Raw genomic sequence first — 26232 nt, forward strand, 5'->3', positions numbered from 1 at the left:
CTTATACAAAACATTGCCCTACAAAGTTAAACTATGGCGATATGTGTTTATACCTATAGGTGTTACCGCGGATGGATTGGAATTTGACTTAAACATTTACTTACGATCAATTTATATCCGCTGAATGGTTCAGCAGATGATGAGGAGTTGAGTATGGAAAAGGAGTCTTATGAATCGCCCGAGCTCGTCGAACTCGGCTCGTTCGAATCGCTGACGCAGGGCACGTCATATGGCGAAAGCCTGGACGCGACCTTCCCGGACGGTACGCCGCGCGGCGAGCTCACGTTCTCCTGACAGGGTGGACGCCCTTCTCGGACAGAGGGGGCGTCCATTCTCCTGCAAAGGCCTTGGTAGCGGGGAAGAAAGATGACGATCGACTGGCCATCCGCGACAATCGTGGCAGCAGATCCCAACATCGTGTTTTGCGACCTGGACAATGAGAGAGTTCTACTGGACCTGACCTCCAGCCGCTATTTCGCGCTCAATCGCGTCGGCGTCCATGTCTGGGAAACGATCGCGACCCCCACCAGTGTCGGTGCGTTGCAGGATAATATCGAGCAACGCTTCGACGTCCGACCGGAGCAGTGTCGCAAGGATCTGGAGAGCCTGTTAAGCAACCTGTCGCAGTTCACATTGATCAGCGTCCAGCATGCGCCGGCGTCCTGATCGCACTTTGGCAGGGCTACTTCTGGCACTGCTGCTGCCGGTCGCACTGCCTGTGGTATTGGCTGTCCGCCTTGCCTTCAGCCTCACCGGCTATGCGCGCCTGTGCGAATGGTTGCCGCAGTCCACTGGCGAGCGCAATCCGCTCTGGGTGCGCCAGGTAGCCCGCGCTGTCAGCATCGTCTCACGACTTGTTCCCGGCGCCACGTGCCTGACCCAGGCCGTGGCCACACGGACGTTGCTCGCCTGGATGGGACATGAAAGCTGGATCCGGATCGGTGTACGCCGCTCCGAAGATGGCAGCTTCCAGGCCCATGCCTGGCTGCTCGACCATCGTGCAAGGCCTATTATTGGCGGCAGCCGGCAGGACTTGGCCGGCTTCAACGTCCTGGCGGACCTGGACGGACTGGTCCGGCAATGAATGCTTTTGCCGGCCTGTTCCACCGCGATGGCCGGCCGGCACGGCATTGGCCCGGCGAAGGCATCGCCTCCCTGGTATCACGCGGGGTCCGTTGCGCGATCGATAGCGGCCCGACGATTCTTGCCGGGGCTGGCATGGAGGCGTTGGACCATGAGAAGCGGCGTCCGGGCCTCATTGTGGCCGCTGATGTCCGGCTCGACAATCGCGCGGAAATCGAGGCACGGCTCGGCCTTCCTCCCCGCCCCGCCCTCCCTGAAGCGAGCCTGATAGCCGCGCTGTACGAGCGCTATGGCGCAGACTGCGCCTCCATGTTGCTGGGCGACTTCGCCTTTGTGCTCTGGGACGAAGCGACACAGACATTATTTGGCGCCCGTGATCATTTCGGCGTCCGCCCGTTCTACTATCATGCTTCGCCCAGACTGTTCATGGCGGCGACAACGATTGGGGCGCTGCTCGGTTCGGAGATTTCATCCGCCATCGACGAAATTGGTGCAGCAGACTTTGTCGCCGGCATAGTCGGCGATGCCCAGACGACGCTCTATCGCGAAATCCGGCGTCTGCCGCCAGGGCACGTCATCCAGGTCGCACGCGACGAACTCACCATCAGCCGTTACTGGCATCTGGCGGCATCGCAGCCACCAAGGGATGAAGAAACCGCCGAGCAGTTCCGCCATTTGTTCGAGCAGGCGGTCTCGTGTCGGATCAGCGAACAAGCCGGCGTGTTGCTCAGCGGAGGGCTGGACTCCTCGTCCATCGCCATGATGGCATCGAGCTTGCGGGCCGAGGCGGCGGGACCGCCCGTGCCAAGCCTGTCCATGACGTTCGACACAAGTCCCAACTGGACGGATGGCCCGCACATAGAAGCCGTTCTGCAAGCAGGACGTTTTGCCTCCCATTTCCTGCCCACCGAGCATCAGGATCCGCTGCAGGAACTGGACATGATCCTGAATGAACAGGATGGCCCCTGCCTCGCCTACAATCTGGGCAGTTCACGACGCCTCTATCACAGGGCCCGGCAACTGGGGCTTCCCCGCCTTCTGGACGGACATGGCGGCGATGAAGTCGTTTCCCACGGGTTTGGGCGGCTGAACGAACTGGCGATGGAACGGCGCTGGGCCACCTTGTTGCGCGAAGCACATGGCTTGGCCCATATTCTCCGCTGTTCGACCTGGCAGGCAGCGTCCCCCCATTTCGATCATATCGCGACGATACGGCGATTCCGGCAGAATTGGCGGCGCATCGTCCACCATGCACATCCGCCCCGCACCTCACCGAATTTCACGACTGCGCTCGTCGCACCGGACCTCGCCCGTCGCACGGACATAGGTTTGCGCCGCACAGCGACAATGCCCAGCCGCTCGGCCTATCAGACCGAGCAGCAGCGTCACCTGTCGACCCTGACATCGCCACAACAACCCTATGCGTTTGAAGTGCTGGATCGTTCGGCCGCTGCATCCGGGGTGCGGCTGTGCTTCCCATTCTATGATCGCCGTCTCGTCGAATTCTGCGTATCGCTCCCGGCCCATGCCAAGCTCGACAATGGCTATCCGCGCGCATCCCTGCGGAAAGCCATGGCAGGCCTGTTGCCAGAGCAGGTCCGACTGCGGCGCGACAAGTTCAATTTTGCTGGCCAGTTGGGAACAGGCATGGCGCGTCACCGGGCATCCTTGCTGACGATGCTGGATGCGCAGGCTGACATGTTGGCGCCATTTGTCGACATCGATGTGGCCCGCGCGGCCATCACGCAGTTCGATCAGTCCATGGCCAATGATGCCGCCCCCTTATTCGCTGCGTATCGGGTCGCAAGTCTGGGCCGCTGGCTTGCAAGACGATCCCGGCCCGCCGCTCCGAGGGCTAAATTTCACATCGTACATGCAGGAGGATGACATGAAGATGGGCCCAACGCCTCAGCCCGCCCTTGCCCCCGCCAGCAAGGCCTCGTCCCTTTATCGTGCCTTTGGGCTGACAATCGAATCGGATGTTCCGCTGCCGGAACTGACGGCCGCCCCGGCGGGCTCCGTGCCCGACATCCGCATCATCTACAGTCGCGACCTGCCCCTGCCGTCGCGCGAAGAGGGCGTGATCACGCGGTTCCGCACGGACGGGACCCATTTCCTGGCATGGCCCGACGTTGCAGCCTTCCAGTTCCACGGCCCCGACCTCATCGAGATACAGCCCTATCCCGATACGCCCGTGACCTACCTCCCCTTTCCTCTGCTGGGGCCGATCATGGCGCTGGCGTTGCACATGCGCGGCTACATCACGCTCCACGCCAGCGCGATCGACCTGGACGGGCATGGCGTCATCTTCGTTGGCGACAAACTGGCGGGCAAGTCCACCACCGCCGCAGCCTTCCTCCGGGCGGGCCATCGTCTGCTGACGGACGACCTCCTGGCGATCCGCGCCAACCCGGACGGCACGCTCGAAATCCTGCCGGCCTATGGCCAGCTCAAGCTCGCGGAAGAGGCCGCAGACGCCATGCAACTGGCCGAAGCGCAGCCATTGCCATTGGTCTATCCCGGCTTTTCCAAACGCCAGCATCGCTTGATGGGCGATTTCCGCCATGATCAGCTTCAACCCGAACGCCTCTATGTTCTCGACCGCGTGGGGGATCAGCCCGGCCTCACCCGACTTGCCGGAACCCAGGCCCTGTCGGCGATCCTGCGCTACTCCTACATAACCCGTTTCGGGAAGGCAGCGCTCTCGCCCGCCGACGAGGCCCGTCACATGCAGGGCTGCGCTGCCCTGGCCCGTTGCGTCCAGGTGGCAACGCTGCACGTCCCGCATGCCCTCAATCGACTGGAAGAGACGGTCGAGCTCGTCCGTGCCGACTGCGAGGACCATAGGTGAGCCTGTTCCGTCAGATCAGCGACTTCGCACGCTTTTCCCTGGGCGGCTATCGGCGGCAAGTGTCCATCATCCTGTTGCTGATCCTGATCGGCAGCATTCTGGAAAGCTGCTCCCTGCTGGCGATGATCCCGTTGCTGAAACTGATCGGCACCAATCACGGTGCGGCCCAGAGCAGCATTCAACTGCCCTGGATTGGCAGCATCTCGCTCGGCTGGTTGCTGACGGCAATGCTGTGCCTCATGGTATTTCAGGCCTTGGTGTCGCGCCGCCGCCTCCTCCTCATGACCCGCACGATGCAGCAGGCGGTAGACGACATCCGCATGCGCCTGTTCACGGCCATCGGCTATGGTCGCTGGTCGCTGGTCGCGAACATGCGCGGGTCCGATCTCAACCATGCGCTCAGCAACGATGTCGATCGCATCCAGGTCGCGGTCTTCAGCCTCATGTCATTTGGTCAGAATATCATCTGGCTGACGCTCTACGGCCTGCTGTCCACGCTGATATCCTGGCAGATGACGTTGTTCGCCATGACCGTTGGCGCAGCAACCCTGTTCGGCCTGTATCCGGTGCGCCGGAAGATCGCCCGCCATGCGCAATCCATGTCGAATTCCCTGCAGGAACGGCAATATGTCGCGTTCGAATTCATCACCGGCATGAAGATCGCCAAGGCTTTCAACAGCGAACCCTATTATCTCCAACGCTTGGATCGGTTGTTGGAAACGCTGCGCGTCGGCACTGTCGAGTTCGCCCGGCTGACATCCAACAGCACCGCTCTGTTCCAGTTGGCAAGCGGTGCGGCCGCAGCCCTGTTCGTCTATGTGGCCTATGCCGTCATCGCGCTGCCCCTGCCGCAGCTGATGACGATGCTGCTGTTGTTCATGCGCCTCGCGCCGCGCTTCAACGCCCTGCAAAGCACGCTCCAGCAACTGCTCCTCTGCCTGCCCGGCTATGAGAATGTCGCGAGGCTGCTGCACATCTTCACGGCAGAGCAGAACCGCACCGAAGGACCGGAGCGCGGGCAGATGCCCCTCCTGACCCGGCATGTCCGTTTCGACCGTGTATCCATCACCCATCAGGGCGCGGGCACGCCGACGGTCGCGAACCTCGATCTGGAATTACCCGCCGGCAAGATCATTGCCCTGGTCGGGCCTTCGGGTGCAGGCAAGAGCACCATAGCGGACATGCTGATGGGGCTGCTAGATCCCAGCGAGGGCCAAATTCTGGTCGACGGTGTCAACCTTGCCCAGGATGATCGGCAATGGCGGTCCCAGATCGCCTATATGCCCCAGGATGTCTTCCTGTTGCATGACAGCATCGCAACCAATTTACGCATCGGCAAGGCGGATGCGAGCGATGAGGAGTTGTGGAACGCTCTCGACGCCGCCAATGCCCGGCAGTTCGTCGGCGCCTTGCCTCAGGGTCTCGATACCGTGGTCGGCGATCGTGGCAGCCGTCTGTCCGGCGGGGAAAGGCAGCGCATCGCCCTCGCGCGCGCGCTGCTGCGCCATCCCAGACTGCTGATCCTGGACGAGGCGACAAGTGCCCTCGATATGGACGCACAGACCAAGATCGAAACCGCGATTGCCGGTTTGCGGGGCCATATCACCATATTGGCCATAGCCCATACGGCATCGCTCGTCGCACTTGCCGACGTCATCGTTCATCTCGACCGGGGTCGGGTCGTGCAGGTCCGGACGAACAATCCGGTCAAGGACGAGGATGTCGTCGCCGCAGCGGAATAGCCCTCCCATAGGCTCCGACTCGCATCGCCATGGGCACCATATCCGCCTATCGGCGCCCCGTTCGACATCGGGGGTGGCCTTGTATCCGGCAAACGCCTATCCGCAGGCCCATCAGCAGCCAATGCGAAGGTTCCCATGTCCAAAGCCAGTCCCGCCGATATCATGCCGATCGCCGATGTCATGGCGCGGCTGCGCGATCCGGAAACGGGCTGCCCCTGGGACATAGAGCAGGATTTCGCGAGCATCGCGCCCTATACGATCGAGGAAGCCTATGAAGTGGCCGATGCGATCGAGCGCAACGACATGGCGGACCTGCGCGATGAACTGGGCGATCTGCTGCTGCAGGTCGTGTTCCACAGCCGCATCGCCGAACAGGCCGGCCATTTCCGCCTGCAGGACGTGATCGACAGTATTGCGGCCAAGATGATCCGGCGCCATCCCCATGTCTTTGGCGAAGGCGCCCGGCGCGAGGATGGTCATGCGCAGTGGGAAAGCATCAAGGCGGCCGAACGCGCCGACAAGATCCCCGACCCGAGCGCCATGGCCGGCGTCGCGCAAGCGCTTCCGGCGCTGCTGCGCGCCGAAAAATTGCAGAAGCGGGCCGCCCGCACCGGCTTTGACTGGCCCGATGCCCAGGGCGCGATCGCCAAGATCCATGAGGAACTGGACGAGGTTGCCAGTGCGACCAGCCATGCCCATCGGGAGGAAGAGGTCGGCGACCTGCTCTTTGCCGTAGTGAACCTCGCACGCCATCTGAAGATCGATCCGGAAGTCGCGCTGCGTGGCGGAAATGCCAAGTTCGATCGTCGTTTCCGTAAGATGGAGGCAATCGCCGGCGACGCGTTCGTCGGCCTGTCGCTCGACGAGAAGGAAGCGCTATGGCAGCAGGCGAAGCAGGTGGAATAATCAGGCCGGTCACGCCGGCGGATCATGACGCGATCTGGGCAATCCTGGAACCCGTGCTGCGCGCTGGCGAAACCCTGGCGGCCGATCGCGCGATCGGCCGCGAAGATGCCCTTGCCCTGTGGCTGTCCCCAGACCGCACCGTCCGCGTCGTCGAGGAGGATGGCACCCTGCTCGGTATCTTCTACGTCCGCGCCAATCAGCCAGGCGGTGGCAATCATGTTGCCAATGCCGGCTATGTCACCGCAGGCCACGCCACCGGACGCGGCGTCGCCCGGCGCATGTGCGCCACCTCCTTCGATCTGGCCCGCGATCTGGGCTTCAGCGCCATGCAATATAATTTCGTGGTTTCCTCCAACAGCCGCGCGGTCGCGCTTTGGCAGGCGATGGGCTTTGCCATTGTCGGCCGCGTGCCCGATGCCTTTACCCATCCGACACTCGGATTGGTCGACACATTTGTGATGCATCGTTACCTTTGACGCGGCGCGTGCGCAGCGGCATAGGGCGCGCAATCGCGACCATCGCGCATAGGGGGTATCTGGTGTCAACTTCGCTGTCCGGGCCGGCCATGGCCCCTTCCCTTTTCCTGGCCGGTTGCGCGCAATGACGGCTCCCCTGTCGTCCTGGCTCGACAGCCGTTTCCAGATAGCCGCGCGCGGCAGCAATGTGCGCACGGAAATCGTCGCGGGCATCACCACCTTCCTGACCATGGCCTACATCGTGCTGGTCAACCCGGCGATCCTGGGCGAGGCCGGCATGCCGCTGGTCGGCGTGGCCGCCGCAACCTGTTTCGCCGCTGCCTTTGCCAGCATCCTGATGGGGATGGTCGCGAACGTGCCGCTCGCACTGGCGCCGGGCATGGGCCTCAACGCCTATTTCACCTATTCGGTCGTGCTGGGCCTGGGCATTCCCTGGCCGGTCGCGCTCGGCTGCGTCTTCCTCTCGGGCATCGCCTTTCTGGCGCTGACCCTGGCGGGCATCCGCCAGATGATCCTGGCCGCCATCCCGCCCCATCTGCTGGCTGCTGTCGCCGGCGGCATCGGCCTCTTCATCGCCTTCATCGGCCTGCGCAATGCCGGCATCGTCGTGTCCAATAGCGCCACCTCGGTCGCGCTCGGCGACCTTCGATCGGCGCCGGTGCTGCTCACCCTGTTCGGCCTGACGCTGATCGCGGGCCTGTCGATCCGCCAGGTGCGCGGCGCGATCCTGATCGGCATCGTTGCCACCACTCTGCTCGGCTGGCTGGTCGGCGCCCTCCATTTCACGCCGACGCCCTATGACGTCTCGGCGCTCGGCAGCACCGCCTTCCATCTCGATCTTGGTGCGGTCTTCGCCGGCAGCCATGGCATCGGCGTGCTGGAAATCATCTTCGTATTCCTGTTCGTCGACCTGTTCGACAATCTGGGCACGCTGATGGCGGTGACCAAGCGCGCCGGCCTCGCTCGGCCCGATGGCAGCGTCCCCAATCTCAACCGCATCCTGATCGCCGACGCGGCCGCGACCATGGTCGGCGCGACGGCGGGCACCAGCACCGTCACATCCTATGTCGAAAGCGCAGCGGGCGTCGCCGCGGGCGGCCGTACCGGCCTCACCGCCATCGTCACCGGCCTCCTCTTCCTGCTCACCATCTTCGCCGCGCCCTATGCCGGCCTGGTGCCGCTCTATGCAACGGCGCCAGCGCTGATCCTGGTCGGCAGCCTGATGATGGCGCCGCTGGTGGAAGTCAGTTGGGAAGAGCCGTTCGAGGCTGTTCCCGCCTTCCTCACCCTCGCGCTCATCCCCCTCACCTTCTCGATCGCCAACGGCATCGCCTTCGGCATCGTTGCCCATGCGATCCTGAAGCTGCTGCGCGGTCAAATGCGCCGCGCCGACTGGCTGCTCTTCCTGCTCGCCATATTGATCGTCATCCGCTTTGCCTGGGTTGCCGCCGCATGAAGTTCCTCCTCGCCCTGGTCGGCCTGCTGACCGCTACCCCCGCCCTCGCCCAGAAGCTCGATGAGCGGCCCCGCACCGCGATCATGACGGCCTTCCCGCCCGAACATGCCGCGCTTGTCGGCCGGATAGAGCAACCGCGGACCGTGCGCGTCAACGGCGTGCCGGTGACGCTTGGCCAGATGGCCGGCAAGCCGGTGCTGCTGGTCGAAAGCGGCGTCAGCATGGTCAATGCCGCCATGACCACCCAGTGGCTGGTCGATCGCTTCGCGGTGAAGCGCATTCTCTTTTCCGGCATTGCCGGCGGCATCGATCCGTCGCTGCATATCGGCGATGTCGTGGTCGCGGCCGACTGGGGCCAGTTCATGGAAAGCACGATCGCGCGCGAGTCGCCGGGCGGCTATGCGCCGATCTTCCGCACGCCGGGCAACGACCTGCCCAATTATGGCATGATCTTTCCGCGCGACGTCGAGGTCGGCAATGAAGCCGAAGCCAAGAGCTGGCACCGCGCCTTCCCGGCCGATCCCGCCCTGCTCGCTATCGCCCGCGCCCTGTCATCCTCGGAAAGCCTGGCCCGCTGCGCCGATGCGGCCGCCGCCAAATGCCTGCCGCATCAGCCCAGCCTGCATGTCGGCGGGCGCGGTATCAGCGGCCCCGCCTTCATGGACAATGCCGCCTATCGCCAATATCTGTTCGCGACCTTCCAGGCGCAGGTGCTGGACATGGAAAGCGCGGCCGTGGCGCAGGTCGCCTATGCCAACCGCGTGCCCTTCCTGGCCTTCCGCAGCCTCTCGGATCTCGCCGGTGGCGACGCCGAGCAGAACCAGATGAGCGTCTTCATGGCGCTCGCCTCGGCCAATTCGGCCCGCGTCGTCCAGGATTTCGTGGCGCGACTGCCCGATTAGAGCGTTTTCTAATCAGGTGGAATCACCTGATGACTCGGAAAACGCGTTAAACCAAAAATTTAGAGCAACCGATCTGACGCAGTCGGATCGGAATTTGCTCTAACGATCGCGCTTGAGGAAGCGGGCGAGGCCGGAGTCGGACAGGCGGACATCCACCTGCATCTCCGCCTCGCTCGGCCGCGTTGCCAGCACCTCGCCATGCTCGTGCAGCCACGCGAGGGCAGCACCATCGGCGATCGGCAGACGCAGGCTGTGAACCCGTGCGCCACGGGTCAGCCGGCTGCTGATAGCCCGCTGCAGCCCCTCGACACCCTCGCCGGTCAAGGCCGAGATGATGACGACGTCATCATGCCGTGCCGCAATCTCCCGCGCCTGCGCGGCGCTCTCCGCGTCGAGCAGGTCCAGCTTGTTCCACGCCTCGATGATCGGCGGCGGATCGCCCTCGCCATCGCCGCGCTCCAGCGCCTCTTCGCCGGCCACCCCCAGTTCGCTCAGCACGTCCAGCACATCGTCGCGCTGCGCTTCGGTATCGGGATGGGCGATGTCGCGCACATGGACGATGATATCGGCCGACAGCACTTCCTCCAGCGTCGCGCGGAAGGCCGCGATCAACTGGGTCGGCAGGTCGGAGACGAAGCCGACCGTGTCGGACAGGATTGCCTTGTCGAGCCCCGGCAGCACGATCTGCCGCATCGTCGGATCGAGCGTGGCGAACAGCAGATCCTCGGCCATTACCTCGGCGCCGGTCAGGCGGTTGAACAGGGTCGACTTGCCGGCATTGGTATAGCCCACCAGCGCGATCACCGGCCAGGGCGCACGCTGGCGCCGGGCGCGATGCAGGCCGCGCGTCTTGGTCACCTGATCCAGTTCGCGCCGGATCTTGGCCATGCGGTCGCGGATCATGCGCCTGTCCGCCTCGATCTGGGTTTCGCCCGGACCGCCGAGGAAGCCAAAGCCGCCGCGCTGGCGCTCAAGGTGGGTCCAGCTGCGCACCAGACGCCCGGCCTGGTAATCGAGATGGGCGAGTTCGACCTGCAGCCGCCCTTCATTGGTGGCCGCGCGCTCGCCGAAAATTTCCAGGATCAGCCCGGTCCGGTCGATGACCTTGGCGCCGGTTCCCTTTTCCAGATTGCTCTGCTGCACCGGGGTCAGCGCATTGTCGACGATGACCAGTTCGGCCTCTTCCTGCACTACCAGCGTGGCGATCTGGTCGACCTGACCGCTGCCGAACAATGTGGCGGGCTTGCGGTCGCGCACGCGGAAGCTCTGGGCGGCGCGCACGTCGATGCCGATCGCCAGGGCCAGGCCCCGGGCCTCCTCCAGCCGAGCGTCGCTGTCGCGGCGGTCGCCGCCATGGGTTTCGGCATGCACAACGATGGCACGCGCACCGCGCGCCACTTCGTCCTCGGAGTCGCGATTGAATATGGCCATGTCAGCTTAGAGCATCTGGCCGCGCTCCGGTCTACCCGCGCGGATCGGCGGGAAGACCGGATGCGGCGTGGACGATCAGTCGTCCTGCTCGTTCTCGCCCGACAGGTCGAGCGAATGGAGCGGTTGCACGGTCGAAATGGCGTGCTTGTAGACCAGCTGCACCATGCCGTCGCGTTCGAGCAGCATGCAGAACAGGTCGAAGGCGGCGATCTCGCCCTGGAGCATCACACCGTTGACCAGGAACATGGTCACCGGGCTGCCAGACTTGCGCACGGCGCTCAGGAAGATTTCCTGCAGCAGGCGCGGCTTGCCATTGCCGTCGCTGGCCTTGCGCAGATCGGTCAGGTCCATCGTCTGGGCCGGCATGACCGTCGAAATGGCATGCTTGTAGACCAGCTGCGACTGGCCATCGCGGCGCAGCAGCACGGAAAAATTGTCGAACCAGGTGATGATGCCCTGCAGCTTCACGCCCTTGACCAGGAACATGGTCACCGGGGTCTTCGACTTGCGCAGGCTGTTGAGGAAAATATCCTGAAGGTTGTTCACTTTGTCGGCCATGGTTTTTGCCAGTCCTTTATTGGCGGGACGTTACCCGCTCTCGCACCTCTGGGCGGAGGTGTCTTGCCTGCCCCCGCTTGTCGAGGGCGAGGCAATCCTACCGCAATTGCGAAGGGGCGTCCATGCCTGACATCGCCATCGGGAATTTCCCTAGCGTCAGCCGTCCTTTCCGTCGGTAATGCCCAGCAATTTCAGTTTGCGATGCAGCGCAGACCGCTCCATGCCGATGAAGGTCGCAGTGCGCGAGATATTGCCCGAAAAACGCCGGATCTGGATACGCAGATATTCCCGTTCGAAACTTTCACGCGCCTCGCGCAGCGGCGCGCCCATGATGGCGGACTGGCCGATGCCATCGCCGCCGCCACCGCTCGTCAGTTCGGCCGGCAGCATGTCCAGCTCGATCCGCCCGATCCGGTCGCCCGGCGCCAGGATCATCGTCCGTTCGATCACGTTGCGCAACTGACGGACATTGCCCGGCCATTCATTGGCCTGCAGCGCCGCCATGGCATCGCTGGCGATCTCGGGCGGATTGACCCGGCGATCGGCGGCGAAGCGCGCCAGATAATGTTCGACCAGCGGCGGAATATCATCGCGCCGCTCGGACAGCGACGGAATCTGCAACGGCACCACATTGAGCCGATAGAAGAGATCCTCGCGGAAGCGCCGCTCCTCGATCTCCGCCGTCAGATTGCGCGCGGTCGAGGAAATGACGCGCACGTCCACCTTCACCTGCCGCTGCCCGCCGACGCGGGTGAAGCTCTGGTCGGTCAGCACCCGCAATATCTTGCCCTGGGTGGTGACGGGCATGTCGGCGATCTCGTCCAGATAGAGCGTGCCGCCATGCGCCTGTTCCAGATAGCCCGGACGCACCAGCCCACTGGGATCCTCGACGCCGAACAGTTCCTCCTCGACCCGGTCCGGATCCATCCGCGCCGCGGCGACGATGATGAACGGCGCGTCGGCGCGACCGCTCCAGCTGTGCAGCATGCGGGCGGCGACTTCCTTGCCGACGCCCGCCGGCCCGGAAATCAGCACCCGGCTACCGGTGCCCGCAACCTTCTTGATCGTCGCCCGCACGCCATTGATCGATGCCGACGTGCCGGTCAGCTCATCATCCTGGCCAAAGCGCGCGCGCAGCGTCTGGTTCTCGCGCCGCAGCCGCTCGGTCTCGGTGGCGCGCGCCACCAGATGGAGCAGCCGGTCCGCCTCGAACGGCTTCTCGATGAAATCGGCCGCACCCTTGCGGATCGCCGCTACCGCCGTGTCGATATTGCCATGACCGGAAATCATCAGCACCGGGACGGTCGCGTCGCGCCGCTTGATCTCGTCCAGCAGTTCCAGCCCGTCGAGCTTCGAGCCCTGCAGCCAGACGTCGAGCAGCACCAGCGAGGGGCGCCGGCTGTCCAGCGCCTCGATCGCGCTGTCGCTGTTGGCGGCGGTGCGGGTGGTAAAACCCTCATCTTCCAGCACACCCGCAACCAGATCGCGAATGTCCTCTTCGTCGTCGACTATCAGAATATCAAGCGCCATTGGCCGTCACTTTTCCTTTGGGCAAGGCAACCACCTGCCCCTCTTCCAGTTTCTCCAGGGCCGCGACAGGGAAGCGCAGCGTCACCCGCGCGCCCCCGCCTTCCGCGTCATCGAAGCGGATTTCGCCCATATGTTCTTCGACAATCTTCTTGACGATGGCCAAGCCCAAACCCGTCCCCTTCGACCGGGTGGTCATATAGGGCTCCAGGATGCGCTCACGTTCGGGCGGCAGGCCGATGCCATCGTCGCGCACCTCGATCACCAGCGCGCCGTCAGCCTCGTGCAGGCGCATGCGCACATGGCCGCGTACCCCGCCATCCTCGGGCACCGGCTTCGGCTCGATCGCCTCGACCGCATTCTTGACGATATTGGTCAGCGCCTGGCCAAGCTGGCGGCGATCGCACACCATTTCCATCTCCCCGGCATCCGCCTCGAAGGCGAAGCGAATATCGGGGTGGGCCACTTCGTGCAGGAACAGCGCGTGGCGGGCGATGTCGCCCAGCGCCTCGCGCCGGAATACCGGCTTGGGCATGCGCGCGAAGGAGGAAAATTCGTCGACGATGCGGCGCAAATCGCCCACCTGCCGCACGATCGTGCCGGTCAACCGGGCGAAGGTCGGCTTGTCGCTCGTCACCTCCTCGCCATAGCGGCGCTGCAGGCGCTCGGCCGCCAGCTGGATCGGCGTCAGCGGGTTCTTGATCTCATGGGCGATACGGCGCGCCACATCCGACCAGGCCGCACGGCGCTGATCCGACAATTGCTGGGTGATGTCGTCGAAGGTCAGAATATGACCGGACACATCCTCGGACACCTTGACCGCCAGCGTGCGCAAATCTCCCTGCGCGCGCACCTGGACGATGCCGGCATCCTCCTGCGAGGCAACCAGTTCGGCCAGTTCGGCCGAGATTTCGGCCAGCGGCCGTCCGACCGGATCGTCGCCTTCACGCACCAGGATCGCAGCGGCCGAGCTGTTCAGCAACTGGATCACGCCGCCGCGGTCCACCGACAGCACGCCGGCACTCACGCCCGACAGGATCGCCTCGATAAAGGCGCGCCGTTCATCAAGCTGGCTGTTGGCCGCGACCAGCGCGCCGGTCTGCGCTTCCAACCGCTGGGTCATGCGGTTGAAGGCGGAGGCGAGCGTGCCGATTTCGTCCCGGCTGGCCGGGCTGGTCACGCGTGCGGAAAGGTCGCCCGCCGTGATCTTGCGGGCCGCTGTCACCAGTTCATTGACCGGCCTGACCATCCAGTCGGCGACCGCCAGCGCAATGTAGACGGCGATGCCGACCAGCAACAGCGATCCCACGAACAACAGCAGGTTGAACCGCAATTGCAGCGCGCGGGATTGGGCCGCGAACAGATCATAATCGCCCAGCACCTTCTGCGCCCGCTCCACATTGGAGAAGGACGAACTGCCGGCATTGCGCGTGGCATAGAGATAGATTTTGGAATTGGGGTAGAGCAGCGTCACCGCTTCGATCTGGTTGGGCTTGGCCGCCACCACCACATCCTCGCCGGACGCCAGGCGCTTGACCACATCGGCCGACAGCATTTCGGACGCCGGCCGGCTCTCGGGATCGACTGTCGCGGCGGTCCGCGCCACGCCGTCCTTGCCAATCTCGATGATCGCCGACCGGTTCAGCTTTCGCGTCACCACCTGATAGATATAGCCCTCGGCAAAGCGGGGACTGGAAACGCTCGACTGGCCCAGATAGTCGCGCAAGTCGCTCGCCATGGTCAGCGTCTCGTCGCGGACCTCGCGCAAATTCTGCTCATAATAGCCGCGCGCCAGGTCGCTGGCGTTCTGCAGCATGCCGCGCGCACTGTCCGAAAACCAGAATTGCACGCCATATTGGAACAGCAGCGACGCAAAGATCACGACCAGCAGCATCGGTACGCTGGCCACGACCGAGAAGATCGCCACCAGGCGGACGTGGAGCTGACCATCGCTACCGATGGCGGATTTCGCGGCCCTGCGCTTGGCCACACGACGCCCCAGCAGCATCAGCAGCGCGATCGCCGGCACCAGATTGGCGACCAGCAACAGCGCCACGATCGGCGGGGTCAGCAAGGTGTAGGACTGGTCCTGCCCGGACAACAGGCGATAGGTCAGGCCAGCGGTGCCGAGAAACAGGATGAGCGTGACCGCTTCGATCGCGGCGGCCAGGCGACCGTTGCGCAGGTAAGGCCGGATCAGCCTTGCCCAAGCCTGCCCCCGTCGGGGGATTGTCACCGCACCAGTCATAGTGGCTTCGTTACAACAATGCCGTGCCCGATCAAACACAGTTTTTACATAAAACCATGTCGCTGGTCGATGCGATTGGGCGCTTCGTCTCGCCCTCGCTAATCGCTCAGCCGCAATTGCAGCGGGTCGAGGCCATAGTCGGTCAGCTTCTTGCGCAGCGTGTTGCGATTGATCCCCAACAGGCCGGCGGCGCGGATCTGGTTGCCGTCGACGCTGGCCAGCGTTTCCTGCAACAGGATCGGCTCGATCACCGCCAGCAGATTGTCATGCAACTGGGGATTGGCCTGCCCCAGCCCGACGCCCAGTTGCCGCTTGGTCCATTCCCGCACGGCCTGCGCAAGCTGCCCCGCGGGCGCGGCATGGTCGGCCGGCACGGCATCCAGCGGCAGCGCGTGGCGCAGCATGTCGGCCGCGATCACATTCTCGCGGCTCAGCACGGCAAGTCGCTGCATAATATTCTGCAACTCGCGGACATTGCCGGGCCAATGATAGGCCATCAACAGTTGCGCGGCGTCCTCGGCCAGAGCCTTGCGCGGCAAGCCGTCCTGCGCCGCTCGATCCAGGAAATGGCGGGCCAGCAAGATCACGTCCTCGCGTCGTTCGCGCAAAGGCGGCAGCGACACCGGCACGACATTGAGCCGATAATAGAGATCCTGACGGAACCGATTTTCCTCGATCAGCCGCGGCAGATCCTTGTTGGTGGCGGCGATGATGCGGACATCGACCCGCACCGGCTTCGACCCGCCGACCGTGGTCACTTCGCCCGACTGGAGCACGCGGAGCAGCCTTGTCTGCGCCTCCATCGGCATGTCGCCGATTTCATCCAGGAACAAAGTGCCGCCCTGCGCCTGCTCGAACTTGCCGGCGGTCCGCGCCTGCGCACCGGTAAAGGCGCCCTTTTCGTAACCGAACAGTTCCGCTTCGATCAGTTCGCGCGGAATGGCCGCCATGTTGATCGCGACGAAGGGCCGGGTGCGCCGCTGACCCAGACTATGGATGGCTTCGGCCACCAGCTCCTTGCCCGTCCCCGACTCGCCCAGCACCAATATGCTGAGATCATTGGAAAGAACCCTGGCGATGGTGCGATAGACTTCCTGCATCGCAGGCGAGCGACCGACCAGCGGCAGGCCGTCATGCGGCAGCCCCTGTTCCGTCGCATCCGCCCCGCCCGATCGATGCCCCAAGGCGTCCGCAACAGCGCGCGTCAACTCATTGAGATCGAACGGCTTTGGCAGATATTCGAACGCCCCCTTCTCGGTCGCCCGGATCGCTGTGTTCAGGGTGTTCTGTGCAGAAAGAATGATAACATTCAGGTCGGGCTTGCGCTCGATAATCTCCGCCACGCCATCCAGCCCATCGCCATCCGGCAACATGACGTCGGTGATCAGAATGTCCGGAGAAAAACTCTCCATCAACGCCGTGCGCTCGCGGATCGATCCGGCGATCTTCACCTTGTGCCCCTGGCGCCGCAGAGCTTCCCCTACCACCACGCAGATGGCAGGATCATCATCGACGACCAGGACCGTGCCCGTCGCGGCCATCAGCCCATTCCCATCGGCAGCAGGATGCGGAAGGTCGACTCCCCGGCTTCCTGATCGCGGGAATATTGCACGAAACCGCTCATGTCCCTCACCAACTTGTCTACCAATGCCAGGCCAAGGCCCTGCCCGTCCCGCTTGCCCGTGATGAACGGGTTGAAGAGGTGGTCCAGAATATGTTCGGGCACGCCCGGTCCATTGTCGATCACCACGATCTCGATCGGCAGCACGGCGCTGCCCTTGCGATCGCCGACCAGCACCGACATGCCATGCCGGAAAGCCGTCTCCACGCGAATGCAGGGCTGCTCGACACGTTCCAGCGCTTCCGCCGCATTCTTCAGCAGGTTGATCATCACCTGCACCAGCGCATCGTCATTGATGATCGCGAATGGCAGGGATGGATCATAACGCTTTATAATTTTTACATTCTTGGCAAAACCAGCCGCCGCAATATGCGATGCACGATCGATCAGCGGATAGATGTTACCGGGGCCGCATTCCAGCGTGCGATCGGTCGTGAAATCCTGCATCCGGTCGATCAGCGCGGCGATCCGGTCGACCTCGTTGCAGATCAACTGGGTCAGCGCCGCATCGCTGCCGCCGTTGCTCGTCTCCAGCAACTGCGCAGCACCGCGAATGCCCGACAGCGGGTTCTTGATCTCATGCGCCAGGATCGCCGCCGCGCCGACCGCCGATCGCGCGCCGCCCGCCGTGCCGCGATGGCCGATCTTGCGGGCCTGCCCCTGTGCATGGATCGACACCACCCGCCAGCCATCATGATCGACGATAGGGGAAATCATCAGGTCCACCTCCATCTCCGCGGTGCGCCCGGCATGGACCTTGATGTCATAGGCGGCGATCGGCTTGTTGCTGTGCCAGATATCGAACCGGGCGCCAGCCTCGGCGATCCGCACGGTGCGCGCCACATCGCTGCCGATGATCGCCGACCGCGCCATGTTGAGCAGGGTTTCCGCCCGCACATTGGCGTCGGCAATGCCGTTATCCGGCCGCACCACCAAGGTCGCGACCGGCAACGCCGTCATCAGTTCCGACAGGGATGGTCCATCCTGCTGCATCTGAAGCGGCGGGAGGGACGGCAATGGCATGGTCATGCAGCCTGAAGTGCGACCGCCGGTTCATCCGCCGCAATCAGCGGCTCGTAGAAGGCGGCCAGCATACCCAGCACCCGCTGCGCGTCGGCCTCCTGATTGACCGTGTTGCGGAACTCCGCCGATCCGGTCAGGCCCTTGGTGTACCAGCCGATATGCTTGCGTGCCATGTTGACGCCAGTCATATTGTCATAATGGTCGAGCATCATGCGATAATGCTCTGTAATCAGATCATATTGCTCGGCAAGACTCGGGTCGGCACGGCGCTCGCCGGTGGCGAACCAGTGCATCACCTGCCCCAGCAGCCACGGCTTGCCATAGGCGCCACGGCCGATCATCACGCCGTCGGCGCCGCTCTGGTCGAGCGCGGTTTCCGCGTCCTCGATCGAGCAGATGTCGCCATTGACGATCACCGGCAGCTTGACCGCCTCCTTGACCGAGCGCACGAAGCCCCAGTCGGCGCTGCCCTTGTACATCTGGCAGCGGGTACGGCCGTGAACCGTGATCAGCTTCGCGCCCAGATCTTCGGCGATATGCGCCAGCTCGGGCGCATTGAGGCTCGAATGATCCCAGCCCATGCGCATCTTGACCGTCACCGGCACATCGACCGCCTCGACCGTCGCCTTGATCAGCGCCGCCGCCAGCGGCAGGTCGCGCATCAGCGCGCTGCCCGCATCGCCGTTGACGACCTTCTTCACCGGGCAGCCCATGTTGATGTCGATGATCGCCGCGCCGCGATCAGCGTTCAGCTTGGCGGCTTCGGCCATTTCCATCGGCGAACAGCCGGCCAACTGCATCGACACCGGTTCTTCCAGCGGATGCCAGGCGGCCTTTTGCAGCGACTGGCGCGTCTCGCGGATCATCGCCGCGCTCGCAATCATCTCGGTGACGTTCAAACCGGAACCAAAACGACGGACCAGCGTGCGGAAGGGCATGTCGGTAACGCCCGTCATCGGCGCCAATATGACCGGCATGTCGACCGTCACCGGTCCAACGGAAATAGGGGAAAGCCTGCGCGTCATCTTCTATCACTGCCTAAAAAACAGGCAGCCCTTAGCCGAAAATGGCCGCGACGACAAGGCAGGCTCCTGACCACTTGTCGCGCTTTAGAGGTTGGCGATCATGGGGCAGAGCGTCTATGCGCCGCAGCATGACATCGAACAGCAGGATCGTCGCGCTGATCGTCGCCGCCGGGCAGGGAAGCCGGGCTGGTGGCGACATTCCCAAACAATATCGGCAGATCGGCGGCAAGGCCGTGCTGGCCCATGCCCATGACGCGCTGACGGCGCATGGCGGCGTGTCGGCCATCCACATTGTCCTGGGCGCAGGCGAGGAAGACCGCGCTCAGGCTGCGCTCGGCGATCGCACCGCCCATGTCGTCACCGGCGCGGACAGCCGGCGCGGCTCGGTCCGCGCCGGGCTGGAGGCAATCGCGGCGACGGGCAGCGCAGACATCGTGCTGATCCACGATGCCGCCCGCCCGTTCCTGCCCGCATCGGTCGTCGACCGGCTGCTCGCCGCGCTGGAAGATGCCGAAGGCGCCATCCCCACCCTGCCCGTCGCCGATACGCTGGTGCGCAGCGATGGCGCTCTGATGGGCGACGGCGTCGATCGCGCCAGTCTTCATCGCGTGCAGACGCCGCAGGCCTTCCGTTTCGAGACGATCCTGGCCGCGCACGGCGATTGGGACGAGACGCGAGAAGCCACCGACGATGCCCAGATCCTGCGCGCCTGGGGCCATGACGTCATCTTGGTGCAGGGCGATGAAAGGCTGGAGAAATTGACCTATCCTGAGGATTTCGCTCGCGCCGAAGCGCGCATCATGGACGCTCGCACCACCCGCGTCGGCATGGGCTATGACGTCCATCGCCTCGCGCCCAACGAAGAATTGTGGCTCGGCGGTGTGCTGGTCCCGCATGACCGGGGCCTGGCCGGCCATAGCGATGCCGATGTGGCGCTCCATGCGATCGTCGATGCGATCCTCGGCGCGCTGGCCGATGGCGATATCGGCAGCCATTTCCCGCCGTCCGATCCACAATGGCGCGGCGCCTCGTCGGATCGCTTTCTCGCCCATGCCCGCGATCTGGTCCTGAAACGGGACGGCCGGATCGCCCATGTCGACCTCACCATCATCTGCGAGGCGCCCAAGATCGGGCCGCATCGCGACGCCATGCGCGCCCGGATCGCCGAGATATTGGCGGTTCCGCTCGACCGGATCAGCGTGAAAGCCACCACCACCGAGCGGCTGGGTTTCGCCGGCCGGCGCGAGGGCATCGCCGCGCAGGCGGTTGCCACCCTCTCCCTCCCCACGCTATTCTGAGCCGACCATGCCCAATACCATCCTGCCCGCTCAGCTCGTCGACCTTGCCGAGAAGGTCATCATCGCCAACCGCCGCGCCGGTCGCACCGTCGCCGTGGCAGAAAGCTGCACTGGCGGCTTGGTATCCGCGGCCCTTACCGAAATTGCAGGCTCCTCCGACGTCTTCGAAGCCGGCTTCATCACCTATTCCAACGATATGAAGACCGAACTTCTGAAGGTTTCGCATGATGTGCTGGACACGTTCGGCGCGGTCTCCATCGCCACTGCCTGGGCGATGGCGCAGGGTGCGCTCAAGAAAAGCCACGCCCATGTCGCAGTCGCGATCACCGGCATCGCCGGGCCAGGCGGCGGCAGCGAGCAGAAGCCGGTCGGCACCGTCGTCTTCGCGCGTGCGGAACGCGGCGGCAGCCCCGACAAGGTCGTGGCCGACATGCATCATTTCGAGGATAATGGCCGGGGCGGCGTCCGCCTTCAGGCGGCGTTGTGCGCGCTCGAACTGCTGCTGCCCGACTCGCCAGCACCATAAAGCGCCGCCGCGCGCGTCTCGAACGCGCCGATCATCTTGCGCAGCGCCTTGTCGAAGAACTGACCGGCCAGCATCTCGAATATCCGGTTCTTGAATTCGAACTCGACCTCGAAATCCACCAGCACGCCGCCCTGCCCGTCGTCGCGGAAGCGCCATTCATTGTGGAGATGTTTGAGCGGGCCGTTGAGATAGTCGACCCGGACATGGTCCGGGCGATGCTTGTGGACACGCGAGGTAAAGCTTTCGCTGATCCCCTTGAAGCCGACGATCATGTCCGCAACCATCTCGCTCTCGCTGTCCGATCGGATACGGATCGCGCTGACCCAGGGCAGGAATTGCGGATAGGCCGAGACGTTCGACACCAGGTCGAACATCTGTTCCGGACTATAGGGCAGCTGGCGGGTCTCGTTATGCTTGGGCATTCGCCGATCAGGCCTTCGTGGCGGCCGCCTTGGCCAGCTTCGCCTCGCGCGCGGCGCGCATCTCGGCGAAGTCCTTGCCGGCATGATAGCTCGACCGGGTCAGCGGGCTAGATGCCACCTGCAGGAAGCCCTTGGCCCGCGCAATCGCCGCATAGGCGTTGAACGCCGCCGGAGTGACGAATTCCATCACCTTGGCATGCTTGGGCGTGGGCTGCAGATATTGGCCCATGGTCAGGAAGTCGATGTCGGCCGAGCGCATGTCGTCCATCACCTGATGGACTTCCAGACGTTCCTCGCCCAGGCCCAGCATGATGCCCGACTTGGTGAAGATCGACGGATCGAGCTTCTTGACGCTCTCCAGCAGGCGCAGCGACGCATAATAGCGCGCGCCCGGGCGAATGGTCGGATAGAGACGCGGCACCGTCTCCAGATTATGGTTATAGACGTCCGGGCGGGCGGCGACGATCATCTCGACCGCGCGCTCATGCTTGTTGCGGAAGTCGGGAGTCAGGATTTCGATCGTGGTGCCCGGCGTCGTGCGGCGCAGCGCTTCGATCACCTTGACGAACTGGCTGGCGCCACCATCGGGCAGGTCATCGCGGTCGACCGAGGTGATGACGATATGTTCCAGCCCCATTTCGGCAGCGGCATCGGCCAGGTTCTGCGGCTCGTTGACATCGACCTTGCGCGGCATGCCGGTCTTGACGTTGCAGAAGGCGCAGGCGCGGGTGCAGACATCGCCCAGGATCATCACCGTGGCGTGCTTCTTGGTCCAGCATTCGCCGATATTCGGGCAGGCCGCTTCCTCGCAGACCGTGTTCAAACCCTTTTCCCGCATCAGCTTGCGCGTCTCATGATAAGCGGGGCTGGTCGGCGCCTTGACGCGGATCCAGTCGGGCTTGCGGGCACGCTCGGTCGTGGCGGGCTGACCGGGGACGGGGATCGGGGCAATGTCGTTCATCGGCCCCAGATAGCGATGCAGGACCATACTTGCCAGCCCTCTCTTTGTGCGGCACATCAATCGTCATGACCGACTTTGCAGACATGCTCGAAGGCTATCGCCGCTTCCGTGACACCGGCTGGTCCCAGCAGCGCGAGCGATGGGACGAACTCAACGAAGGGCAGAGCCCCCGCGTGATGGTGATCGCCTGTTCCGACAGCCGAGTCGACCCGGCCCAGATCTTCGACACCAGTCCCGGCGAAATCTTCGTCGTGCGCAATGTCGCCGCGCTGGTGCCGCCGTTCGAGACCAATCCGGGCTGGCACGGCGTGTCGGCCGCGCTGGAATTCGCCGTTCAGGTGCTCAAGGTCGGCGAGATCGTCGTCATGGGCCATGGCAAGTGCGGCGGCTGCAAGGCAGCGCTCAGCCATGACCTGAAGGACGCGCCTCCGGGCGAAGGCGGCTTCATCCATAACTGGATACAACTGCTTGACGATGCCCGCGACGTGGTGGTGGACCGCTATGGTGACCAGCGCGACCGGGATGTCGAGCGCGCCATGGAGCAGGAAGGCGTGAAGGTCAGCCTCACCAATTTGCGCAGCTTCCCCTGCGTCCGCGCCAAGGAAAAGAGCGGCGAACTGAAGCTGGTCGGCAGCTTCTTCGCCATTGCCGATGGCCAGCTCCACATATTGGACGAACAGACCGGCGTCTTCGCCGCAGCCTGACGGGAGGCACATCATGCCCATGCGGCAGGAAGGGCGCGGCAATATCGCCCTGCTGATCGACGCGGACAATGCGTCGGCGGCCCATTTCGATGCGGTGATGACGGTGCTGGCGGAGCTTGGCACGGTCAATATCCGCCGCGCCTATGGCAATTGGAACAAGGCGACGCTCAAGACCTGGGCGGCACTGTCCGTCGCGCAGGCGATCGAACCGCAGCAGCAGTTCGATCTGACCAAGGGCAAGAATGCCACCGACATGAAGATGACGATCGACGCGATGGACCTGCTGTCGAGCGGGCGCGTCGACGGCTTCGGCCTGATGTCGAGCGACAGCGACTTCACCCCGCTGGTGACGCGCCTGCGCCAGGACGGCATCCCGGTCTATGGCTTCGGCAACGCCAATGCGCCCGAAGGCTTCCGCCGCGCCTGCACCCGCTTCATCGACGTCGCGGCACTGCGGCCGGTCGAAGTACCAGTGGCCAAGCCGGCGGCGGCACCCAAGAAGAAGGCGCCGGCCAAGAGCAGCGCGGCCGCCAAACCTGCCCCCGCAGCGGCCCCACCCCCGCCAGTCGCACCGCCTGCGCCAGCGGGCACCGGCGCGGCGGTGGACCCGGAAGTCGTGCGCCTGCTGATCGACGCCTATGATGAGGCGAAGCGGGACGAGCGCGGCTTCGTGGCACTGGGGCCCGTCGGCCAGCGGGTCGGCAACCGCTCCAGCTTCGATGTGCGCAATTATGGTTTCAAGCGGCTGTCCGATCTGGTTGCCGCCATCCCCAATTTCACCACCGAAGTGCGCGAGGGCGGTCAGACCTGGATCAAGCGGATCCGCTGATGCCGCCCGTCGCCCGCCACCTGATGATCCTCGGCCGGGTGCAGGGCGTCTTCTACCGCAACTGGACGGTCGAGACCGCACGCAGCCTGGGGCTGACGGGGTGGGTGCGCAATCGTATGGACGGCAGCGTCGAGGCGCTGGTGCAGGGCGAGGCTGACGTGGTCGATCAATTCATCACGCTGGCACTGGATGGCCCGCCCGCGGCAAAGGTCGCGCGGATCGAGGCGACGAATGCGCCGGTCGAGGCACTGAACGACTTCGAGAAAAAGCCGACAGGCTGAGGCGGTCATGAGGCGCGAGAGGGTCTCGACAGATCAAAGAGCCGATCGAATCTAGGCTGGATGACAGCCTGTAGGACAGCGGAAATGCCCGGCCGCCAGCGCAGCAATCGACGCGACAGTTTATTTTCGCCCGAAGTTCACAGTGTCGTCGGGCCATTTCGGGCCTTTTGTCCCTGCCACGCGCCCATGACGCGACAACCACGCGCCTGCGACGCGCCAGCGGGGTCATTGCCAGGGCACCCCCGCGCGCCGCTGACGCGACGGTCAGGCGACAACGAAGCGAAAGAGTTGGTTGAACGGCCGAGATCGGGGCGATTTTTTTCATGGCCCGAGCAGACCAGGATTAGGCAAAATAGGACAGACCCGCCTCGCATGGCTGACGGATTTGCGATGGTATCTAACGACCAAGAGCGGCGGTAAATTCCTCCCCTGCAAGGGGAGGGGGGCCACGAAGTGGTGGAGGGGTGCCGCCCTATCGAAAGGGCGACACCCCTTCGTCTGGCCTGCGGCCAGCCACCTCCCCTTGCAGGGGAGGATGGTCTTCACTCCATTAGATCATCCGCATTCCTGAAACCGGCCGCTCATTCAAATCGCAAGTATTACCAAATCGAGGGAAAGTCGACATGCGCGATCAATCCCGAACTGCCAACGCTTCCTCGATCTGGCGGTAGCCTTCCGGGCTTCGTGCCCGCGCGCGTTGGATCTCGTCCGCATGACGACGCGCAAACGCCGCCACCTCTTGGAGAGTATCGAGGTAAGGCTCCCCAATGCTCCAGAACAGGAAGCCGTGGCGCACCAGAGCCTCGACCTTTTTCCACTGCCTCTCGTCGGATCGCTTTGGCGGTTTGAATTTGCGAGTTAGCCCAATGCTGGGGCCTCCGCATTCAGGGCATGGCAGGACAGCCTCTGCTCGCGTAGCCCACTTGAAGCTCTTACGACATCGAAAGCACGCATAAGGGTGGAGATAGGCCGACTGAAAGGTTCCGCCCTTCTGGGCCGAGGGAGTGGGAGCTACCTGCGTCATAAGTCCAGCTTACCTCGCGCTGAAAGGTCCGCAACTGGGCGATTGCGGCCGGGAGACTTTTTAACGCGCAGCGTCAGCTATCGCTACTTATCTCTCCAAAAGCTGACTGACCGCAATCCACCCGAAGTTGCCATTCCCTTAACCAGACCTCAACAACCTTCTGGTCGACAGGGTGCATCCGACGTCGCTCGAAGCAATGACATTGCGAGTGATCGCCATCCTCCATCTCCATCGAGCATGACTGTCCCCTCCCCCTTTACCCCGGCCTGCGGATCGGTCAGCCTTGGTTCGTCATGCGCGGCGAAGGGGACGGCGGATGCGAGTGGGTGGAGCGGCGATCATCGGGGCGGCGTTGCTGGCGACGGGACTGGGGGCTGCGCGTCCCGCCTGGCGCTGGCCTGCCCTGCCCGCTGGCGTTGCAGCGCCCGTCATCCCGTCCGACAACGGCATGAGCGCGGCCAAGGTCGCGCTTGGCCGCCGGCTCTTTTATGATCGCGCCCTGTCGGCTGATGGCAGCATGGCCTGCGCCGATTGCCACCAGCAGGAAAAGGGCTTTGCCGATGGCTTAGCCACCCATCAGGGCGTGATGGGCGAGATGGGCGTGCGCAATGTGCCCGGCCTCGCCAATGTAGCCTGGCGCACCGGCCTGACCTGGACCGAGGCCGGCCTTTCGACGCTGGAGCAGCAGGCGATGGTGCCGATGACCGGGACCAAGCCGGTCGAGATGGGACTGGCGCAGGATGATGTCGGGCTGGCCCGGCGGATCGGTGCCGATCCCTGCTATCGCCGGATGTTCGCGGCCGCCTTCCCTGACGCACCCAATGACCTGGGCTTCGCAAGGGTGACCGCGGCTCTTGCGGCGTTCCAGCGGACGATGATCTCCTTCGGCAGCGCCCATGATCGCGGCACATCGTCGCCACTGGCGCAGCGTGGGGCCAGGCAATTCGTCGCAGCGGGCTGTGGCAGCTGCCATTCCGGGCCGGACTTCACCGACAGCAAGACCCATTATGTCGGCACCGCTGCGCCGCAGGAGGTCGATGCGGCTGCCTATGGCGGCAAGCCCCTGCCGCCGGGCTTCGAGCCGCCGCCCGAGCAGTTCCGCACGCCGTCGTTGCGCAATGTCGCCGTCACTGGCCCCTGGCTGCACGATGGCCAGTCGCCGACGATCGAATCGGCGATCCGCCGCCACGCCGCGCCGATGCTGGTCGATGTCGACATGCCTGTCCTGCTCGCCTTTCTCGACGCGCTGACGGACCATGATTTCCTGAAGAATGCCGCACTGGGCCGGCCTGCCGCGTCCTGCCCCATCCCCGCGTGAGCTGTGCCCGCCTGAAAACA

25 protein-coding genes are annotated in these 26232 nt (G+C 64.2%); 16 read left to right on the forward strand and 9 right to left on the reverse strand.

Annotation, left to right across the window (positions count from 1 at the left end; all coding sequences use genetic code 11):
• Window positions 1–153: 153 nt before the first annotated feature.
• The 10 genes from ACI6S0_RS08400 to ACI6S0_RS08445 all read left to right on the forward strand — a co-directional run bounded on the left by ACI6S0_RS08400 (window position 154) and on the right by ACI6S0_RS08445 (window position 9416).
• The gene (locus ACI6S0_RS08400; RefSeq protein WP_004212599.1) at window positions 154–294 is read left to right on the forward strand and encodes a lasso RiPP family leader peptide-containing protein; all 141 of its coding nucleotides are present in this window, start codon (window positions 154–156) and stop codon (window positions 292–294) included.
• A gap of 72 nt (window positions 295–366) precedes the next feature.
• Complete coding sequence (locus tag ACI6S0_RS08405) at window positions 367–666, forward strand: PqqD family protein (RefSeq protein ID WP_434405500.1); 300 nt, start codon at window positions 367–369, stop codon at window positions 664–666.
• The gene (locus tag ACI6S0_RS08410; RefSeq protein ID WP_434405501.1) at window positions 650–1084 is read left to right on the forward strand and encodes a lasso peptide biosynthesis B2 protein; all 435 of its coding nucleotides are present in this window, start codon (window positions 650–652) and stop codon (window positions 1082–1084) included. Before ACI6S0_RS08405 ends, ACI6S0_RS08410 begins: the two co-directional genes overlap by 17 nt.
• Complete coding sequence (locus ACI6S0_RS08415) at window positions 1081–2970, forward strand: asparagine synthase-related protein (protein ID WP_434405502.1); 1890 nt, start codon at window positions 1081–1083, stop codon at window positions 2968–2970. The genes ACI6S0_RS08410 and ACI6S0_RS08415 overlap by 4 nt, the downstream gene beginning before the upstream one ends.
• A 1-nt stretch (window position 2971) precedes the next feature.
• Window positions 2972–3934 carry a hypothetical protein gene (locus ACI6S0_RS08420; protein ID WP_434405503.1) on the forward strand — a complete coding sequence of 321 codons (963 nt, stop codon included), beginning with the start codon at window positions 2972–2974 and terminating at the stop codon, window positions 3932–3934.
• Entirely contained in the window at window positions 3931–5676 is a 1746-nt protein-coding gene (locus tag ACI6S0_RS08425) for an ABC transporter ATP-binding protein (protein WP_434405504.1), read from the forward strand. The genes ACI6S0_RS08420 and ACI6S0_RS08425 overlap by 4 nt, the downstream gene beginning before the upstream one ends.
• 135 nt (window positions 5677–5811) lie before the next feature.
• Window positions 5812–6582 carry a nucleoside triphosphate pyrophosphohydrolase gene (mazG, locus tag ACI6S0_RS08430; protein WP_434405505.1) on the forward strand — a complete coding sequence of 257 codons (771 nt, stop codon included), beginning with the start codon at window positions 5812–5814 and terminating at the stop codon, window positions 6580–6582.
• The gene (locus ACI6S0_RS08435; RefSeq protein ID WP_434405506.1) at window positions 6555–7058 is read left to right on the forward strand and encodes a GNAT family N-acetyltransferase; all 504 of its coding nucleotides are present in this window, start codon (window positions 6555–6557) and stop codon (window positions 7056–7058) included. Before mazG ends, ACI6S0_RS08435 begins: the two co-directional genes overlap by 28 nt.
• Window positions 7059–7182: 124 nt before the next feature.
• Window positions 7183–8514, forward strand: a complete 1332-nt coding sequence (locus ACI6S0_RS08440; RefSeq protein ID WP_434405507.1) for an NCS2 family permease — start codon at window positions 7183–7185, stop codon at window positions 8512–8514.
• Window positions 8511–9416 (forward strand): 5'-methylthioadenosine/S-adenosylhomocysteine nucleosidase, encoded by a 906-nt coding sequence (locus ACI6S0_RS08445; RefSeq protein ID WP_434405508.1) that lies wholly within the window; start codon window positions 8511–8513, stop codon window positions 9414–9416. Before ACI6S0_RS08440 ends, ACI6S0_RS08445 begins: the two co-directional genes overlap by 4 nt.
• Window positions 9417–9515: 99 nt before the next feature.
• Here ACI6S0_RS08445 and hflX read toward each other — a convergent pair whose 3' ends face one another.
• The 7 genes from hflX to dusB all read right to left on the reverse strand — a co-directional run bounded on the left by hflX (window position 9516) and on the right by dusB (window position 18849).
• Complete coding sequence (hflX, locus tag ACI6S0_RS08450; protein ID WP_434405509.1) at window positions 9516–10847, reverse strand: GTPase HflX; 1332 nt, start codon at window positions 10845–10847, stop codon at window positions 9516–9518.
• 75 nt (window positions 10848–10922) lie between these two features.
• Window positions 10923–11405 (reverse strand): RNA chaperone Hfq, encoded by a 483-nt coding sequence (hfq, locus tag ACI6S0_RS08455; RefSeq protein WP_004212587.1) that lies wholly within the window; start codon window positions 11403–11405, stop codon window positions 10923–10925.
• A gap of 156 nt (window positions 11406–11561) precedes the next feature.
• Window positions 11562–12935, reverse strand: a complete 1374-nt coding sequence (locus tag ACI6S0_RS08460; RefSeq protein ID WP_004212586.1) for a sigma-54-dependent transcriptional regulator — start codon at window positions 12933–12935, stop codon at window positions 11562–11564.
• Window positions 12925–15180, reverse strand: a complete 2256-nt coding sequence (locus tag ACI6S0_RS08465; protein WP_434405510.1) for a sensor histidine kinase — start codon at window positions 15178–15180, stop codon at window positions 12925–12927. The genes ACI6S0_RS08460 and ACI6S0_RS08465 overlap by 11 nt, the downstream gene beginning before the upstream one ends.
• A gap of 98 nt (window positions 15181–15278) precedes the next feature.
• Window positions 15279–16721: a nitrogen regulation protein NR(I) gene (ntrC, locus tag ACI6S0_RS08470; protein ID WP_287429265.1), complete on the reverse strand. Its 1443-nt coding sequence runs from the start codon at window positions 16719–16721 to the stop codon at window positions 15279–15281.
• A complete protein-coding gene (locus ACI6S0_RS08475; protein WP_434405511.1) occupies window positions 16721–17830 on the reverse strand; it encodes a two-component system sensor histidine kinase NtrB in 1110 nt (369 codons plus the stop codon). The genes ntrC and ACI6S0_RS08475 overlap by 1 nt, the downstream gene beginning before the upstream one ends.
• Window positions 17827–18849 carry a tRNA dihydrouridine synthase DusB gene (gene dusB, locus ACI6S0_RS08480; RefSeq protein WP_434405512.1) on the reverse strand — a complete coding sequence of 341 codons (1023 nt, stop codon included), beginning with the start codon at window positions 18847–18849 and terminating at the stop codon, window positions 17827–17829. Before dusB ends, ACI6S0_RS08475 begins: the two co-directional genes overlap by 4 nt.
• A gap of 116 nt (window positions 18850–18965) precedes the next feature.
• Between dusB and ACI6S0_RS08485 the strand changes: the two genes are divergently transcribed.
• Both ACI6S0_RS08485 and ACI6S0_RS08490 read left to right on the forward strand, forming a co-directional pair.
• Window positions 18966–20147 carry a bifunctional 2-C-methyl-D-erythritol 4-phosphate cytidylyltransferase/2-C-methyl-D-erythritol 2,4-cyclodiphosphate synthase gene (locus ACI6S0_RS08485; protein ID WP_434405513.1) on the forward strand — a complete coding sequence of 394 codons (1182 nt, stop codon included), beginning with the start codon at window positions 18966–18968 and terminating at the stop codon, window positions 20145–20147.
• Window positions 20148–20154: 7 nt separating this feature from the next.
• Window positions 20155–20673, forward strand: a complete 519-nt coding sequence (locus ACI6S0_RS08490) for a CinA family protein (RefSeq protein WP_434405514.1) — start codon at window positions 20155–20157, stop codon at window positions 20671–20673.
• Here the strand turns inward: ACI6S0_RS08490 and ACI6S0_RS08495 are convergent.
• Together ACI6S0_RS08495 and lipA are read right to left on the reverse strand one after the other, a co-directional pair.
• Window positions 20619–21095, reverse strand: a complete 477-nt coding sequence (locus ACI6S0_RS08495; protein ID WP_026109377.1) for a type II toxin-antitoxin system RatA family toxin — start codon at window positions 21093–21095, stop codon at window positions 20619–20621. The genes ACI6S0_RS08490 and ACI6S0_RS08495 overlap by 55 nt on opposite strands.
• A gap of 7 nt (window positions 21096–21102) precedes the next feature.
• Window positions 21103–22083 carry a lipoyl synthase gene (lipA, locus tag ACI6S0_RS08500; protein WP_434405515.1) on the reverse strand — a complete coding sequence of 327 codons (981 nt, stop codon included), beginning with the start codon at window positions 22081–22083 and terminating at the stop codon, window positions 21103–21105.
• 38 nt (window positions 22084–22121) lie between these two features.
• On the opposite strand from lipA, the gene ACI6S0_RS08505 reads away from it, so the two are divergent.
• The 4 genes from ACI6S0_RS08505 (at window position 22122) to ACI6S0_RS08520 (ending at window position 26212) form a co-directional block, all read left to right on the forward strand.
• On the forward strand, window positions 22122–22760 hold the full coding sequence (locus ACI6S0_RS08505) for a carbonic anhydrase (RefSeq protein WP_004212572.1): 639 nt from the start codon (window positions 22122–22124) through the stop codon (window positions 22758–22760).
• A gap of 13 nt (window positions 22761–22773) precedes the next feature.
• Window positions 22774–23589 (forward strand): NYN domain-containing protein, encoded by an 816-nt coding sequence (locus tag ACI6S0_RS08510; RefSeq protein ID WP_278393889.1) that lies wholly within the window; start codon window positions 22774–22776, stop codon window positions 23587–23589.
• On the forward strand, window positions 23589–23870 hold the full coding sequence (locus ACI6S0_RS08515) for an acylphosphatase (RefSeq protein WP_434405516.1): 282 nt from the start codon (window positions 23589–23591) through the stop codon (window positions 23868–23870). Before ACI6S0_RS08510 ends, ACI6S0_RS08515 begins: the two co-directional genes overlap by 1 nt.
• 1340 nt (window positions 23871–25210) lie before the next feature.
• Window positions 25211–26212 carry a cytochrome-c peroxidase gene (locus ACI6S0_RS08520; RefSeq protein WP_434405517.1) on the forward strand — a complete coding sequence of 334 codons (1002 nt, stop codon included), beginning with the start codon at window positions 25211–25213 and terminating at the stop codon, window positions 26210–26212.
• The last annotated feature ends 20 nt before the right edge of the window (window positions 26213–26232 follow it).

It is taken from the genome of Sphingobium sp. DN12, assembly GCF_051058005.1.
Classification (GTDB): domain Bacteria; phylum Pseudomonadota; class Alphaproteobacteria; order Sphingomonadales; family Sphingomonadaceae; genus Sphingobium; species Sphingobium yanoikuyae.

What these genes read in the sequence shown, in the direction of transcription:
- ACI6S0_RS08510 (WP_278393889.1), top strand. Translation starts at nt 22,774, where the DNA reads ATGCCCATGCGGCAGGAAGGGCGCGGCAATATCGCCCTGCTGATCGAC.
- ACI6S0_RS08400 (WP_004212599.1), top strand. Translation starts at nt 154, where the DNA reads ATGGAAAAGGAGTCTTATGAATCGCCCGAGCTCGTCGAACTCGGCTCG.
- ACI6S0_RS08505 (WP_004212572.1), top strand. Translation starts at nt 22,122, where the DNA reads ATGACCGACTTTGCAGACATGCTCGAAGGCTATCGCCGCTTCCGTGAC.
- ACI6S0_RS08460 (WP_004212586.1), bottom strand. Translation starts at nt 12,935, where the DNA reads ATGGCGCTTGATATTCTGATAGTCGACGACGAAGAGGACATTCGCGAT.
- hflX (WP_434405509.1), bottom strand. Translation starts at nt 10,847, where the DNA reads ATGGCCATATTCAATCGCGACTCCGAGGACGAAGTGGCGCGCGGTGCG.
- ACI6S0_RS08495 (WP_026109377.1), bottom strand. Translation starts at nt 21,095, where the DNA reads ATGCCCAAGCATAACGAGACCCGCCAGCTGCCCTATAGTCCGGAACAG.
- ACI6S0_RS08485 (WP_434405513.1), top strand. Translation starts at nt 18,966, where the DNA reads ATGCGCCGCAGCATGACATCGAACAGCAGGATCGTCGCGCTGATCGTC.
- ACI6S0_RS08410 (WP_434405501.1), top strand. Translation starts at nt 650, where the DNA reads ATGCGCCGGCGTCCTGATCGCACTTTGGCAGGGCTACTTCTGGCACTG.
- ntrC (WP_287429265.1), bottom strand. Translation starts at nt 16,721, where the DNA reads ATGGCCGCGACGGGCACGGTCCTGGTCGTCGATGATGATCCTGCCATC.
- mazG (WP_434405505.1), top strand. Translation starts at nt 5,812, where the DNA reads ATGTCCAAAGCCAGTCCCGCCGATATCATGCCGATCGCCGATGTCATG.
- dusB (WP_434405512.1), bottom strand. Translation starts at nt 18,849, where the DNA reads ATGACGCGCAGGCTTTCCCCTATTTCCGTTGGACCGGTGACGGTCGAC.
- ACI6S0_RS08445 (WP_434405508.1), top strand. Translation starts at nt 8,511, where the DNA reads ATGAAGTTCCTCCTCGCCCTGGTCGGCCTGCTGACCGCTACCCCCGCC.
- ACI6S0_RS08465 (WP_434405510.1), bottom strand. Translation starts at nt 15,180, where the DNA reads ATGACTGGTGCGGTGACAATCCCCCGACGGGGGCAGGCTTGGGCAAGG.
- ACI6S0_RS08490 (WP_434405514.1), top strand. Translation starts at nt 20,155, where the DNA reads ATGCCCAATACCATCCTGCCCGCTCAGCTCGTCGACCTTGCCGAGAAG.
- ACI6S0_RS08420 (WP_434405503.1), top strand. Translation starts at nt 2,972, where the DNA reads ATGAAGATGGGCCCAACGCCTCAGCCCGCCCTTGCCCCCGCCAGCAAG.
- ACI6S0_RS08435 (WP_434405506.1), top strand. Translation starts at nt 6,555, where the DNA reads ATGGCAGCAGGCGAAGCAGGTGGAATAATCAGGCCGGTCACGCCGGCG.
- ACI6S0_RS08515 (WP_434405516.1), top strand. Translation starts at nt 23,589, where the DNA reads ATGCCGCCCGTCGCCCGCCACCTGATGATCCTCGGCCGGGTGCAGGGC.
- ACI6S0_RS08405 (WP_434405500.1), top strand. Translation starts at nt 367, where the DNA reads ATGACGATCGACTGGCCATCCGCGACAATCGTGGCAGCAGATCCCAAC.
- lipA (WP_434405515.1), bottom strand. Translation starts at nt 22,083, where the DNA reads ATGGTCCTGCATCGCTATCTGGGGCCGATGAACGACATTGCCCCGATC.
- ACI6S0_RS08440 (WP_434405507.1), top strand. Translation starts at nt 7,183, where the DNA reads ATGACGGCTCCCCTGTCGTCCTGGCTCGACAGCCGTTTCCAGATAGCC.
- ACI6S0_RS08520 (WP_434405517.1), top strand. Translation starts at nt 25,211, where the DNA reads ATGCGAGTGGGTGGAGCGGCGATCATCGGGGCGGCGTTGCTGGCGACG.
- hfq (WP_004212587.1), bottom strand. Translation starts at nt 11,405, where the DNA reads ATGGCCGACAAAGTGAACAACCTTCAGGATATTTTCCTCAACAGCCTG.
- ACI6S0_RS08415 (WP_434405502.1), top strand. Translation starts at nt 1,081, where the DNA reads ATGAATGCTTTTGCCGGCCTGTTCCACCGCGATGGCCGGCCGGCACGG.
- ACI6S0_RS08475 (WP_434405511.1), bottom strand. Translation starts at nt 17,830, where the DNA reads ATGACCATGCCATTGCCGTCCCTCCCGCCGCTTCAGATGCAGCAGGAT.